Source organism: Rhodoferax sp. GW821-FHT09E07 (assembly GCF_059416145.1).
This window is the reverse complement of record NZ_JBWKOP010000001.1, coordinates 191810-204835: the sequence shown is the minus strand read 5'-3', so window position 1 is coordinate 204835 and position 13026 is coordinate 191810. Positions and strand designations below refer to the sequence as shown.

Here is a 13026-nt window from a genome sequence, read left to right as displayed (position 1 = left end):
GTGTCTCTTATTCTTTTCGGAGTTCGGCAGCGACCGACTTGATGCGCTCGCGCAACCACTTGTTGGAGGCGCTGGTATGGGTGCGGGCATGCCAAAGCTGGTAATACATCATGCGGGGGAACTCCACGGGGCAAGGCAGTATTTTGACGGGGAGTGTGTCCACAAACCGCTCACAGTACTGCCTGCCGGTGGTGAGCACCAGCAAGGTTGATGCCACCATGCCCGGAATCAGCCCGAAATGCGGGCAGCGCGCCACGATATGCCGCTGCAGGCCCAGGCTGCTCAGGTGGTCGTCGATCACGCCCTTGGCACCGGGGTGGGTGGCGCCGGGGGCAATGTGCTCGGCCTCCAGCCATGAGGCCTGGTCCCAGCCGCGGCGCACGGCCGGGTGCTTTTTGGACACCAGGCAGACCACCTCGTCGCCAAACAGGCGGCCCAGGTGCAGGTCGTCGGGCGGCTGCGGCCAATTGCCGATCACCACGTCAATATCGCCCTGGGCCAGCAAGGTGCGGTAGTCGCTGGCGCCGGACAGGGCATGGATTTCGATCTCGGCCAGCGGCGCGTGCGACTTGATCTGCGCCACCAGCTGGGGCAAGAACAGCGGGTCCAGGTAGTCGCTGGCGGCCAGGCGGAAGGTGTTGCGCGCCGTGGCGGGCTCAAAACCCCGCGCGTCGGAGAACAGCATCTCGGCGGCACGCAATATGCTGGCACTTGGTTCCAGCATGCGCAGCGCCGTCTCGGTGGGCACCATGCCCGAGCCGGAGCGCACCAAAAGTGGGTCGCCGGCGAAGTCGCGCAAGCGCTTCAGCGACGCGCTCACCGCCGGCTGGTGCATGCCCAGACGGATGGCGGCTTTGGAAACGCTGCGCTCGGTTAACACGGTATGAAGGACCCTGATCAGATGAAGGTCTATCTTGTCGAAAAGGGATTGGTCTCTCATACAGGCGTGTAAATTGGTGCCATATGCTAATGCGTATGGGAACGATGCCCCTCCCGACTTACCCTCCCGCACGAGGAACCCATTCCATGACAACCCAAGTTTTGAGATTCATCCGCCGCGGCGAGATCGTGACGCTGCCCGGCGTCCCCCCCACCCGCACGCTGCTGGAGGTGCTGCGCGAGGACCTGCACTGCACCGGCACCAAGGAAGGCTGCAACGAAGGCGACTGCGGCGCCTGCACCGTGGTGGTGGGTGAAGAAGTCAATGGCCAACTGCAGACCAAGGCCGTCAACAGCTGTATCAAGATGGCGCACAGCCTGGATGGCAAGGCGCTGTGGACGGTGGAAGACCTGGCCAGCGACGATGGCCGGCTGCATCCTGCCCAAGAGGCCATGGTGCAGTGCCACGGCTCCCAGTGCGGCTTTTGCACCCCCGGTTTTGTCATGAGCCTGTTTGGCCTGTACCAGCAGCACGCCCACGCCGGCCAGCCCATCACCCGGGCCGACGCCCAGCACGCGCTGAGCGGCAACCTGTGCCGCTGCACCGGGTACCGGCCCATCCTGGACGCCGCCCAAACCATGCTGGGCCTGCCCGCCGTGCCGGTGGACGAGGCCAAAACGCTATCAAAACTGAAGCAGCTTGCGCAGATTCCACGGGGGCTAGAGGCCGATTTGGCTTACAAATCCCCCACCACGCTGCAGGGCCTGCTGGCCGCGCGCGCCAAGCACCCGCAGGCACAAATCGTGGCCGGCTGTACCGACGTGGGCCTGTGGGTCAACAAGATGCACATGGACTTCCCCCAGGTGCTGGACGTGACCCAGGTCGCCCAATTGCGCCGTGTGGAGCAGTACCCCCACCACATCGCCATTGGCGCCGCGGTGACGCTGACCGACGCCTTTGCCGCCCTGGTGGCCGACCGGCCGCAGCTGGGCGCCTTCGCCAGCCGCTTTGCCGGCCTGCCGGTGCGCAACGCCGGCACACTGGGCGGCAACGTAGCCAACGGTTCACCGATTGGCGACTCGATGCCGCTCTTGATTGCCCTGGGTGCCAACGTGGTGCTGATGGCCTTGCGCAAAGGCCGGGTCGTGCACCGCGAGCTGCGCCTGGAAGACCTCTACACCGGCTACCGCAAGAACGTGATGGCCCCGGACGAAGTGCTGGCCTGGATCAAGGTGCCCAAGGCGGTTGCCAAAGAGCACTCGCGTGTCTACAAAATATCCAAACGCTTTGAAGACGACATCTCCGCCGTCTGCCTGGCGCTGAACCTGCATATCGTGGAGGGCAAGGTGGCCCACGCCAGCATCGGCGTGGGTGGTGTGGCGGCCACGCCGGTGCGCGCCCGCAAGACCGAAGCGGCGCTAACCGGCCAGGCCTGGACGGCCGACACGGTGATGACAGCCATGGCCACGCTGCGTACCGAGTTTTCGCCCATCTCCGACATGCGCGCCAGCAGCGCCTACCGCACCGAGGTGCTGGGCAACCTGCTGCAGCGCTACTGGCTGGATAGCCAGGGCCTGGCCGCCGTCAACCTGGAAAGCTTTGTGCTGGAAGGAGAAGCCGCATGAATGCCAACACCCCTATCGCGGGACTGACTGCTTCGCACGCCGCCGGTGTGTCCCACGCGCATGAGAGCGCCGTGGCCCAGGTGGCCGGCGCCGTGCACTACATCGACGACTTGCCCGAGGTGCGCGGCACCCTGCATGCGGCGCCCATTCTCTCGACCGTGGCACACGGAAAGCTGCTGGGCGTGGATGCCAGCGCCGCGCTGGCCATGCCCGGCGTGGTGAGCGTGGTGCTGAGCGAGGACATTCCCGGCGACCCCATGCTGGCCGCCTTTGCGGGCGACGAGCCCGTGTTCGCTATGGACACCGTGCAGTTTGTCGGCCAGGTGGTGGGCGTGGTGGTGGCCCACACCGCCATGCAGGCCCGCCACGCGGCGCGCCAGGTCAAACTGAACATCGAGGCCCTGCCCGCCGTGCTGACCGTGCAGCAGGCGCTGGACGCCAAGAGCTTTGTGCTGCCGCCCGTGACCGTCAAGCGCGGTGATGCGACCGCAGCACTGGCCGCTGCACCGCACACCCTGCACGGCACGCTGGAAGTGGGCGGCCAGGAACATTTCTACCTGGAAGGGCAGATTGCCTACGCCATGCCGCTGGAGCAAAACCAGTGGTGGATTTACAGCAGCACCCAGCACCCCGGTGAGGTGCAACACTGGGTGAGCCACGCGCTGGGCATCGACAACCATGCGGTGCGCGTGGAGTGCCGGCGCATGGGGGGCGGCTTTGGCGGCAAGGAAACGCAGGCCGGCCACCTGGCCGTGTGGGCCGCCGTGGCCGCGGTGAAGACCAAGCGCGCCGTCAAGCTGCGCATGGACCGCGACGACGACTTCATGGTCACCGGCAAGCGCCACCCGTTTGCCTACGAATACCGCGCAGGTTTTGACGACAGCGGCCGCCTGACCGCGCTGCAGCTGCAAATGGCGGCCAACTGCGGCTTCAGCGCCGATCTGTCGGGCCCCGTGGCCGACCGCGCCATCTTCCACAGCGACAACGCCTACTACCTGCAGGATGTGGACATCACCTCCTACCGCTGCAAGACCAACACGCAAAGCCACACGGCGTTCCGCGGCTTTGGCGGGCCGCAGGGCGTGATCCTGATCGAAACCATCATGGGCGACATCGCCCGTGCGCTGAAGCTAGACCCGCTGGACGTGCGCCTGCGCAACCTGTACAGCGACGAGGCCATTGCCGGCACCGACCAGAAGCGGGATACGACCCACTACCAGATGAAGGTGGAGGACAACATCCTCCAGCCGCTGCTATCAAAACTGGAGCTGTCTGCGCAATACCGACGCCGGGTAGAGGCCATTTCTGCTTGGAACACCAGCAGCCCGGTACTCAAGCGCGGCATCGCCATCACGCCGGTCAAATTCGGCATCAGCTTCACCGCCACGCTGTTCAACCAGGCTGGCGCGCTGGTGCATGTGTACACCGACGGCAGCGTGCAGGTGAACCACGGCGGCACCGAAATGGGCCAGGGCCTGCACACCAAGGTGGCGCAGATCGTGGCGGACGAGCTGGGCATTCCATTTGCCCGCGTGCTGTGCACCGCCAGCGACACCAGCAAGGTGCCCAACGCATCGGCCACCGCCGCCAGCGCCGGCACCGACCTGAATGGCCGCGCCGCCCAGTTTGCCGCGCGCCATGTGCGCGACAACCTGGCGGCCTTTGTCTGCGGGTTGGACGGCTGCGGTGCCGGCGCCATCAAGTTCAAGGGTGGCGAGGTGTTCTCGCCCGTGGCCACGCGCAGCTTTGACGAGGTGGTGAAGCTGGCCTACGCCAATCGCATCCAGCTCTGGAGCGACGGCTTCTACCGCACGCCCAAGATCCACTACGACAAGACCACGCTGACCGGCCGCCCCTTCTACTACTTCGCCTATGGCGCGGCGTGTACCGAGGTGGTGATCGACACGCTGACCGGCGAGAGCCGGGTACTGAAAGTAGACATCCTGCATGACGTGGGCCGCAGCATCAACCCGGCGATTGACGTAGGGCAGATCGAGGGTGGCTTTGTGCAGGGCATGGGCTGGCTGACGACTGAGCAGCTGGTGTGGAACGACAAGGGGTATCTGAGCACCCACGCGCCCAGCACCTACAAGATTCCCACCGCGGGCGATGTGCCCGAGCACTTCAAGGTGGACCTGTGGCCCGAGCCCAACCGCGAGGACAACGTGTTTGGCAGCAAGGCTGTGGGTGAGCCTCCGTTCATGCTGGCCATCAGCGTCTACGAGGCGCTGCGCGACGCAGTGGCACAGGCCAAAGGCGATGGCGCCGCCGTGCGGCTGACCGCCCCGGCCACGGCCGAAAACGTGCTGCGCGCGTTACAGTCCGGGGCATGACGCCAGACACCGCCACCACTCCCGCCGCACTCCCATCCCCCATCACGCTGACCATGCCCATTCCCACGGGCGAGCAGCTCAAGGCCGCGCGCCTGGCTGCCGGGCTGAACCAGGCCCAGGCGGCCGAGCTGATGGGCTATTCCCTGCAAACCGGCAGCCGCGGCGGCCTGCAGTCTCGCACCTGGCAGGCGCTGGAAAGCCCGACCGACGAACGCTGCATGCAAGGCCCCATGTTCGCCATGTTTTTGCTGCTGACGGGGCAGCACCCGGAGCTGGGTTTGGTGAGAAAGGCTGACCCGGCGGCACCTGCTACCAGCGAGTAAGCCGCTCAGGGCTTGGCACTGGCCTGCAGCAGGGCCACCATGGTCTGGTAACCGCGGGCCTGGGCCAGCTGCAGCGGCGTGTGGCCGCTGCGGTCCGTCAGCTTGGGGTTGGCCCCGGCCGCCAGCAACTGGCGCACGATGTCGGTGTGGCGCGTGCCGCCATCCCCCAGCACCACCGCCTCGATCAACGCCGTCCAGTGCAGGTTGTTCACATGGTCCAGCGGCGCACCGGCCGCAATGAGCTGGCGCACCACGCCCGTGTGGCCCAGGTGCGCAGCGGCGATCAGCGCCGTGCCCTCGTAAGGGCTCGTCGTGTTCTTGGCACTCGCACCCAGCTGCAGCAACAGTGCCAGCGTCTCTTCGTCATTCGCTACCGAAGCAATCGTCACCGGGTCGTACTGCTGGTACTCCATAGCGTTCAGGTCTGCACCGGCTGCTGCCAGCAGGCGAATCGCTTCGCGTTGGCTGGCGTAGGTGGCTACATGCAGCGGCGTGCGCTGCTGGGCGTCGCGCACCTCCAGCGCCGGCTTGGCCGCCAGCAGGGTGCGCAGCTTGGCCACATCACCACGGTGCGCGGCACCCAGCAGGCCCGTGTACTGCGTGGCCTGGGCCGCGCTGGGCGCAACCTGCGCCTGGGCGGGGGCCAGCCCCAACAAGGCCCAGGCGATAGCTATGGCAAAAAGAGGCTGGCGCATGGCGAGACCTTACTTCAGCAGGTCAGCCACGGTGGCCAGAGCCGCCACGGCGCACTGCTCGTCCAGATGGCCGCCAGGTGCGCCGCCAATGCCCACGGCACCAATCACTTCGTTGCCCACCTTCACCGGCACACCGCCGCCCACCAGCAGCATGCCGGGCAGGTAGACCAGCGTGGCGGCTGCGGGGTTCTTCTGCGCGTTTTCCATCATCGCCAGCGTGGTGTTCTTGGCGGAGGCGGAGGTGTATGCCTTGGCGCGGCTGGCTTCCACGGTGTGGGGGCCGGCGTTGTCAGCGCGCTGCACGGCGCGCACGGTGCCCGCGCGGTCCACCACGGTGGTGGTCACGGCATAGCCCTTGTCCTGGCAGGAAGCCACAGCAGCCGTGGCAATGCGGTTGGCCAGGTCCAGCGACATGTTGTGCTCGGTACGCACCGCCTGAGCTTGCGCGCCAGCGGCGGCGAACAGGGCGATGGAAGCAATGGCGAGGGCAGACAGGGACTTGTTCATACGGTTCTCCTATAGGGTTTTAAGGGACGGCAGACTGTTGTTTGCCGTTGGGAGAACTGTAGAAAAAGGGGGCGCTGCGGGGTATTCGTAGGCTTACGCGCGGGGCTCCGTAGAAATACGGAGACCGGAACAAGCTACTTGATGGGCTCGGAGCTACTTACCTTTGAGCAATTTTCCTGTGCGTCCATCGACGATCACTACCGCATGGGTCGGAATTGAAAAGGAAGGAACAACCCCATAGTCTTCCAGCAGGTAATACGAATCCCTGTCCGCAAAGTAGGTGCAGAGATAGGTTGCATGGCAACGATTACCGTGGGTTGCAATGACTTCGCCTACTGACACAGTGAAGTAGGCGGGGGGAGAATATTCAGGATTGAATGACGGTATTTTGTTCGACTGGGACATCTGGGCCATAACTGAAACCACTGCAACCTTTTGGTAGCTTGAAGCACCTAATGGAGTAGTACAACCGCCCAACACACCCGTCAGAAGCACCACCACCGCGAACGCGAGAAATCTCATTACAAACCTCGTTAGATAACTGGACAAAAAGCTGTCTTGTCTGAATGGCCAATTCAACACGTACTCACCCCTTTCACCCATCCCCTTCTTCCACCAACGCCGCATAGTGCCGAATCAAATGCGCCAGCGACGGCGCTTCCAGCTTCTCGAACAAATTGGCCCGATGCGTCTCCACCGTGCGCGGTGACACGGCCATCGCGCGGCCGATTTCTTTGTTGGTGAGGCCTTCGATGATCAGGCCCAGCACCTCGCGTTCGCGCTCGGTCAGGCCCGCGTAGCGCTGGCGCGCAGCCTGGTCGGCGGCGTGGCGCTGGCGGGATTTGACGTGGCGGCGCACGGCTTGCTGCAGGGTGTCCAGCAGCAGTTCGTCGTTCACCGGCTTCTCCAGAAACTCGGCCGCACCGGCCTTGAAGGCACGGCGGCACAGGTCTACCGTGCCGTGGCCGGTGAGCATGACCACGGGGTGGTCCACGCCCGCGGCCTGCAACTGCTCCAACACCGCCAGCCCGGAGATGCCGGGCATGCGCATGTCCAGCACCACAGCGCCCAGGCTGTGGCGGTCAAACTCGGCCAGAAAGCGCTCAGGGTCGGCCCAAGGCTGCACGCGCAGGCCCACGGTGCTGATGAGCAGCGCCAGTGCGTCGCGCACGGCCTCGTCGTCGTCCACCAGGTGGATCAACGGGGACAGGGATTCGGCGGCGCTCATGCGGCGTCTCCTGCGGTGGCGGTGGGCAGTTCCAGCACAAATACCGCCCCCGGTTGCGCCGGTGTGTAGCGGATGCGGCCCCCCATTTCGGCGGCCAGCGTTTCGCACAGGCTCAGGCCCAGCCCAAGGCCACCGGGGCGCCCGCTCACAAAGGGTTCAAACAGGCGATCGGCCAGCGCGGCTGGCACGCCGGGGCCGTTGTCTTGCACGCTCAGGCGCACGGTGGCGGGCGCCACAGCCTCAACGGTCAGCGTGAGCACGCGCGCCCTGCCCTGCACCTGCTCCAGTGAGCTCAACGCGTTGATCACCAGGTTGTGCAAGATTTGCTCCAGCGCCACGGGGTCGCCCAGCGCCAGCAGCGAGGTGGGGCCTTCCAGCTGCGCGGCCACTGTGCGTTTGCGGCATTCGGGTTCCAGCAGCTGCAGCACATCGCGCGCGGCCTGGGCCACGTCCACCGGTGTGGTGGTGCCGGTGTTGGGCCGCTCGATAGCGCGGCGCAGTCGGGCCACCACCTCGGCGGCACGCCGGGCTTGCACCACGGTCTTGTCCATGGCGGCCTGGGCCTGGGCCACGTCGGGCGGGTCCTCGACCAGCAGGCGCACCGTGGCCTGGGTGGTGGCCAGCACGGCAGTCAGTGGTTGGTTCAGCTCATGGGCCAGGCCGGCGGCCAGCTCACCCAGCGCATTGAGGCGCGACACTTGGCCCAGGCGCAGCAGCTCTTCGGCGCGCTGGCGCGCACGGCGCTGGCGCAGTGCGCTGGCCAGTGCGGCCAGGGCAAGGCTCCAGCCCGCCAGCCAGGCCAGCCAAGGCCACCAGGGCAGGTCGGCCAGGCCGTAGCTGCGCTCGGCCACCATGTCAAACGGCTGGCTGGCCGCGGCCAGGTGTTTGCGGAACACAAAGCGGCGCAGTGCGCGATCGTCCCCCGCATGGATTTGCCAGCGCGCGGTGCCCAGCTCCAGCCACGCGCGGGTGTGGCGTGCAGTGGCTGCCTCGGGCCCGTCACCAAAGGGCCAGTCGGCCCAGGGCACCATGAGCGGCAGCGACACCTCCAGCGCGTACGACGCGGCATCGGGCACGCCACTGGCCGGTGCCATGGCGATCCAGAAGCGGCCAGCCGCAAAGTCTGCACGCGCCAGCTCGGGCGCCCCCTTGGATGCTTCGGCCGCGCTCAGGTCCGCGGCCAGCGCCGCGTCTACGGGCCAGGTCTGGTGGGGTGAGCGCTGCCACATGTTCAGAAATTGCGGGTAGATCGCGGGCAGGCGGCTGTCCAGCTCGGGCTGCATGAGGCTTAGCGTGGCCAGCACGGCCTCGTGCTGCAGCGCGCGTTGCGACAGGATGCGGTGGGCAATGCGGGCGTCGGTTTCAAAGTCGGCCTGGCTGCGGTCCATGGACAGCACCAGCAACCAGGCACCGCCCGCCAACAGGCCCAACAGCCAAGCAGCGGCCCAGACGGGGCGCCCTTGCCGTTGGGAAAAGCGGGCCAAAGAGGCGGGGAGTGAGGAAGCTGGTTGAGAATGAATGCGCATGGAAAATTGTGGCCTATTGCGGCCGGGCGTAAAACTGCACCCCGTCCCGGCCCGATGTCTTGGCCTGGTACATGGCAAAGTCCGCCGCACTCAGCAGGCTGCTGAGTTCGGTGCCATCCTGCGGAAAGCAGCTCACGCCGATGCTGGCGGTTACCTGCAGCGCGTGGTCGCCCAGCTGGTAGGTAGGGCGCAGCACCGCAAGGATTTTTTCGGCCATGCGGTGGGCGTCGTCATGACCCTCCACCAGCACCACAAACTCGTCGCCGCCCAGGCGGGCAACCAGATCGCCCTCACGCACGCAGTCTTCGATGCGCTGCGCCACTTGCTGTAGCAGCAGATCGCCTAGGTCATGGCCCAGGCTATCGTTGACCGCCTTGAAGTGGTCCAGGTCAATGAATAGCAGCGAGGTTGCCCCCTCGCTACGCTCCATGCGGTGCAGGGTGCGCTTGAGTGCGTCCATGAACATGGCGCGGTTGGGTAGTCCGGTCAATGCATCGTGGTAGGCGCGGTAGCTCAGCTCGTCATGTGCGCGTTTGCGCTCGTCCACATTGAGCAGCGCCGTCATCACGCAGTCATGCCCGCCATAGCGGATGCGCTGGGACGAGTACAGCCCCCAGAAGGGCTTGCCGTGGGCGTCCTTCAGTTGCAGCTCCAGGTCGGACACGCGCCCCGTGGCCTGGATGGCCGTGACCAGGCGGTCCCGGTCGGCAGCGTTCACATAAAAGTCCCGCGGGCGTATGGCGTCCAGCGGACCATCCCCCAAGGCAAACTGACTGCGCGCATGGTCATTGGTGTAGACCACGCGCTCGTCAGACATGCGCACGATGATGAAGGGCAAGGGCGCGAACTGCAACACGCTCTTGAGCTGCTCCTCGCCCTTGCGCAACACTTCCTGGGTCAACTCAAACTGCAGCAGCAGGCGTCGCGAGGCCCAGTAGGCCAGCGTCAGCATGATGAGTACCGCCACCAACACCACCAGCAGGATTACCAGCGTGTACTTGCGCGCAGCCTCACCCAGGGTGTAAGAGAAGTTATCTTCCAGCGGCGTGAGCGCGTCATTGATGGCGTGCAGCTGCAGCAGAAACTGCCGCACCTGTTCAGGTGTCAACGGGCCGGCGAGGATGGCAGCGTGAATGTTAGACCCCACCAGCCTGAGCTGTTCGATCTGGTGGTCCGCCGCGGCCCAGATGGTGATGGCCTTGTCGATATCGGGCAGGTCGCGAAAGCGCCGAAACAGGAACACCATGCCGTCAATATCGTCCGGGTGGTTGCGCCCTTGCAAGAACCCATCGTGGGCGATGGCCAGGTTAGGGTCCGGCTTCTCCAGTTCGATGCGGGCCTGCCGGTCCCCGGTGTTGACGGCCAGGGCCGAGAGGTAGGCGCCATAGTCGGCCTCGTTGGCGTACAGGGTGTAGCGGGTCAGGGCATAGAGGGCGTCCTTCTGCCCCTTGGACCACAGGCCCTCGCCCGCCACATAGGCGCGCACGGCGGAGAGCAGGGAGATGCTGAGGCAGGTGAGGACAAACACGCCCACCACCACCGAGACAAATATCCAGACGACGACAAATAGCCGCGTGCGCTTGCGAACGGGAAGGGCTGGGGCGGACAGGTCAGCCTCAAGGGCCATCGGCATCTCCCAATGAAGACATGCCCACCTTGTTCTTGTGACGGCTTCTGCATGCTTGGCACCACTATAGCGGGCCACCTGCTTTTCGTACACCGCACACAGGCCCGCAAGGGGCCGCTGCAGCCGCAGGCTCTGCCGCTAGACGCCTGCCAGGTCGCGCAGCCCTTGGGGATCCACCAGCTGAACGACCCGGCCCGAGCCGCTGATGAGGCTGCGCTCCCGCAAGTGGCGCAGCACGCGCGACAGGGTCTCGGGTGCGATGCCCAGCTGGATGGCGATGAGGCGCTTGCGCTGCTGCAGCTGCACCTGGCACGCGCCCTGCTCTGTGGACTGGGAGTGCCGCAGCAACCATTCGGCACAGCGGGCCTCAGCGCCCTTGGCGAGGCGGCTGACCGCCAGCTCGGTTTGTTGGCGATGGGCACGGGCCATGTCCATGAGCACGCTGAGTGCGGGCTTGCTGGTTTCAGGCAGAGTGGCCAGGAACACCGCCAGCGGTACCGCACGCAGCCGCACCTCGGTCTGGGCCACGGCGTCCATAACTGCGGGCTGGGCCAGCACCGCCGCCGCGGCGTCCAGCCAGCAGGGGCCGGTGAGCGTGCCCAGTGGGTGCTCCAGCAGCGACCCCTCCAACAACGAGGTGCCCTGCACGCCTTGCACCACCTGGCCGGACTCCAGGTACAGCACTTCGGTGGTGGGATCGCCACGACGAACCAAGATGGCCCCGGCGGCCCGGGTCTGGGCGGGACAGGTAGCCCAGAGGGCGGCGAGGGAGGGAACAGGGGCCAACATGCGGCCACTGTGCCGCGCCTTGGCGCCGGGCACTTTGAGGCATATCAAGCTTTGCGCAGACCGAGCCGGCCCCCGCGGGGCCTTCAGCGCAACAACAACGCCCGGAAGTCGTTCACATTGGTGTGGGTGGGCCCGGTGGTGAACAGGTCCCCCAGGGGGGCAAAGAAACCCACCGCGTCATTGCGGTCCAGGCAGTCCGCCAGCGAGATGCCAGCCGCCTGCGCACGCGCCAGGGTGTCCGGGGCCACAAAGGCGCCCGCGTTGTCCTCCACACCGTCAATGCCGTCGGTGTCGGCCGCCAGTGCCCACACCCCGGCCTGCCCTTGCAGCGCCTGGGCCAGGCCCATGCAAAACTCGCCGGCCCGGCCGCCGCGGCCCTTGGCGGCGCCTTCACGGCGCGGGCGGATGGTGACCGTGGTTTCGCCACCGCTGAGGATGACGCAGGGCCGGGCAAACGGCTCGCCACGCTGGGCCACCGCCCGCGCCAGCGCTGCATGCACCTTGCCCACCTCGCGGGACTCGCCTTCCATCTCGTCGCTGAGGATGTGCGCGGTCAACCCCATGGCACGCGCCGCCGCGGCCGCTGCTTCCAGCGACTGCTGGGGTGTGGCAATCAGGTGCACCTGGTTGCGGGCAAACACCGGGTCGCCGGGTTTGGGGGTCTCCAGGGTGCCGTCTTCCAGTGCTTTCAGAATGAAATCGTTCGCCAGCCCCCGTGGAATATGCGTCAGTCGCTTCAATATTGATAGCGCATCGGCGCAGGTGGTGGGGTCGGGCACCGTCGGGCCGCTGGCAATGACGCTAGGGTCGTCGCCCGGCACATCGCTGATGAGCAGCGTGACCACCCGGGCCGGATGGCAGGCTGCGGCCAGGCGCCCGCCTTTGATCGCGGAGAGGTGCTTGCGCACGCAGTTCATCTCCTGAATGCTGGCGCCGCTCTCCAGCAGCATGGTGTTGATACGTTGTTTGTCTTCCAGGCTGATACCGGGCGCAGGCAAGGTGAGCAAGGAAGAGCCACCACCGGAAATCAGGCAGATGACCAGATCGTCTTCCGTCAGACCCTCGGTCAGCGCCAGGATGCGCTGGGCGGCGGCCAGGCCCGCGGCATCGGGCACGGGGTGGGCAGCTTCCACCACCTCGATGCGCTGCGGCGCAGCGTCCGCCGGGCGCGGCGGGGTGTGGCCGTAGCGTGTGACCACCAGGCCGCTCATGGGGGCGTCCTGCGGCCACAGCGCGTCCAGCGCATGGGCCATGGCGCCACCCGCCTTGCCGGCGCCCAGCACCAGCGTGCGGCCTTTGGGCACAGGGGGCAAAAATCCGGCTAGCGTGTGGCTGGGCAAGGCCTGGCGCACGGCGGCCCAGTAGAGCTGGGTGAGCAGTTCGCGGGGCTCCACATCGGAGAAACGGGTGGGTGTGTTTGGCATGGTCATCGCTTTACTCATGGTACTTGAGGCAAAATTCAACGGCGCTTCGCGCAAGCACAGCCCGGGATG

12 protein-coding genes are annotated in these 13026 nt (G+C 66.2%); 3 read left to right on the top strand and 9 right to left on the bottom strand.

All coding sequences use genetic code 11. From position 1 onward, the window contains the following. Positions 1–7: 7 nt before the first annotated feature. On the bottom strand, positions 8–940 hold the full coding sequence (locus AC07OE_RS01010) for a LysR family transcriptional regulator (RefSeq protein ID WP_495068702.1): 933 nt from the start codon (positions 938–940) through the stop codon (positions 8–10). A gap of 86 nt (positions 941–1026) precedes the next feature. Between AC07OE_RS01010 and xdhA the strand changes: the two genes are divergently transcribed. The 3 genes from xdhA to AC07OE_RS00995 are packed head-to-tail and all read left to right on the top strand — an operon-like array spanning position 1027 to position 5161. Continuing rightward, entirely contained in the window at positions 1027–2505 is a 1479-nt protein-coding gene (xdhA, locus tag AC07OE_RS01005; RefSeq protein ID WP_495068701.1) for a xanthine dehydrogenase small subunit, read from the top strand. Then, complete coding sequence (gene xdhB, locus AC07OE_RS01000; protein ID WP_495068700.1) at positions 2502–4838, top strand: xanthine dehydrogenase molybdopterin binding subunit; 2337 nt, start codon at positions 2502–2504, stop codon at positions 4836–4838. The genes xdhA and xdhB overlap by 4 nt, the downstream gene beginning before the upstream one ends. Beyond that, on the top strand, positions 4835–5161 hold the full coding sequence (locus tag AC07OE_RS00995; RefSeq protein WP_495068699.1) for a helix-turn-helix domain-containing protein: 327 nt from the start codon (positions 4835–4837) through the stop codon (positions 5159–5161). Before xdhB ends, AC07OE_RS00995 begins: the two co-directional genes overlap by 4 nt. 5 nt (positions 5162–5166) lie before the next feature. On the opposite strand, the gene AC07OE_RS00990 is transcribed toward AC07OE_RS00995, so the two are convergent. The 8 genes from AC07OE_RS00990 to AC07OE_RS00955 form a co-directional block, all read right to left on the bottom strand. Next, complete coding sequence (locus AC07OE_RS00990) at positions 5167–5856, bottom strand: ankyrin repeat domain-containing protein (RefSeq protein WP_495068698.1); 690 nt, start codon at positions 5854–5856, stop codon at positions 5167–5169. A 9-nt stretch (positions 5857–5865) separates the two neighbouring features. Continuing rightward, the gene (locus tag AC07OE_RS00985; RefSeq protein ID WP_495068697.1) at positions 5866–6363 is read right to left on the bottom strand and encodes a GlcG/HbpS family heme-binding protein; all 498 of its coding nucleotides are present in this window, start codon (positions 6361–6363) and stop codon (positions 5866–5868) included. A 153-nt stretch (positions 6364–6516) separates the two neighbouring features. Continuing rightward, complete coding sequence (locus AC07OE_RS00980) at positions 6517–6885, bottom strand: hypothetical protein (RefSeq protein ID WP_495068696.1); 369 nt, start codon at positions 6883–6885, stop codon at positions 6517–6519. 73 nt (positions 6886–6958) lie between these two features. Beyond that, a complete protein-coding gene (locus tag AC07OE_RS00975) occupies positions 6959–7591 on the bottom strand; it encodes a response regulator transcription factor (RefSeq protein WP_094477666.1) in 633 nt (210 codons plus the stop codon). Continuing rightward, a complete protein-coding gene (locus AC07OE_RS00970; protein ID WP_495068695.1) occupies positions 7588–9117 on the bottom strand; it encodes a sensor histidine kinase in 1530 nt (509 codons plus the stop codon). Before AC07OE_RS00970 ends, AC07OE_RS00975 begins: the two co-directional genes overlap by 4 nt. A 13-nt stretch (positions 9118–9130) precedes the next feature. Next, positions 9131–10744, bottom strand: coding sequence for a diguanylate cyclase domain-containing protein (locus AC07OE_RS00965; RefSeq protein WP_495068694.1), 1614 nt, complete (start codon positions 10742–10744; stop codon positions 9131–9133). Between the two features lie 138 nt (positions 10745–10882). After that, positions 10883–11533 carry a Crp/Fnr family transcriptional regulator gene (locus tag AC07OE_RS00960; RefSeq protein WP_495068693.1) on the bottom strand — a complete coding sequence of 217 codons (651 nt, stop codon included), beginning with the start codon at positions 11531–11533 and terminating at the stop codon, positions 10883–10885. Between the two features lie 83 nt (positions 11534–11616). Then, positions 11617–12957 carry a glycerate kinase type-2 family protein gene (locus AC07OE_RS00955; RefSeq protein ID WP_495068692.1) on the bottom strand — a complete coding sequence of 447 codons (1341 nt, stop codon included), beginning with the start codon at positions 12955–12957 and terminating at the stop codon, positions 11617–11619. Positions 12958–13026 lie beyond the last annotated feature (69 nt).

What these genes read in the sequence shown, in the direction of transcription:
- xdhA (WP_495068701.1), top strand. Translation starts at nt 1,027, where the DNA reads ATGACAACCCAAGTTTTGAGATTCATCCGCCGCGGCGAGATCGTGACG.
- AC07OE_RS00970 (WP_495068695.1), bottom strand. Translation starts at nt 9,117, where the DNA reads ATGCGCATTCATTCTCAACCAGCTTCCTCACTCCCCGCCTCTTTGGCC.
- AC07OE_RS00980 (WP_495068696.1), bottom strand. Translation starts at nt 6,885, where the DNA reads ATGAGATTTCTCGCGTTCGCGGTGGTGGTGCTTCTGACGGGTGTGTTG.
- AC07OE_RS00995 (WP_495068699.1), top strand. Translation starts at nt 4,835, where the DNA reads ATGACGCCAGACACCGCCACCACTCCCGCCGCACTCCCATCCCCCATC.
- AC07OE_RS00990 (WP_495068698.1), bottom strand. Translation starts at nt 5,856, where the DNA reads ATGCGCCAGCCTCTTTTTGCCATAGCTATCGCCTGGGCCTTGTTGGGG.
- AC07OE_RS01010 (WP_495068702.1), bottom strand. Translation starts at nt 940, where the DNA reads ATGAGAGACCAATCCCTTTTCGACAAGATAGACCTTCATCTGATCAGG.
- xdhB (WP_495068700.1), top strand. Translation starts at nt 2,502, where the DNA reads ATGAATGCCAACACCCCTATCGCGGGACTGACTGCTTCGCACGCCGCC.
- AC07OE_RS00985 (WP_495068697.1), bottom strand. Translation starts at nt 6,363, where the DNA reads ATGAACAAGTCCCTGTCTGCCCTCGCCATTGCTTCCATCGCCCTGTTC.
- AC07OE_RS00955 (WP_495068692.1), bottom strand. Translation starts at nt 12,957, where the DNA reads ATGCCAAACACACCCACCCGTTTCTCCGATGTGGAGCCCCGCGAACTG.
- AC07OE_RS00960 (WP_495068693.1), bottom strand. Translation starts at nt 11,533, where the DNA reads ATGTTGGCCCCTGTTCCCTCCCTCGCCGCCCTCTGGGCTACCTGTCCC.
- AC07OE_RS00975 (WP_094477666.1), bottom strand. Translation starts at nt 7,591, where the DNA reads ATGAGCGCCGCCGAATCCCTGTCCCCGTTGATCCACCTGGTGGACGAC.
- AC07OE_RS00965 (WP_495068694.1), bottom strand. Translation starts at nt 10,744, where the DNA reads ATGGCCCTTGAGGCTGACCTGTCCGCCCCAGCCCTTCCCGTTCGCAAG.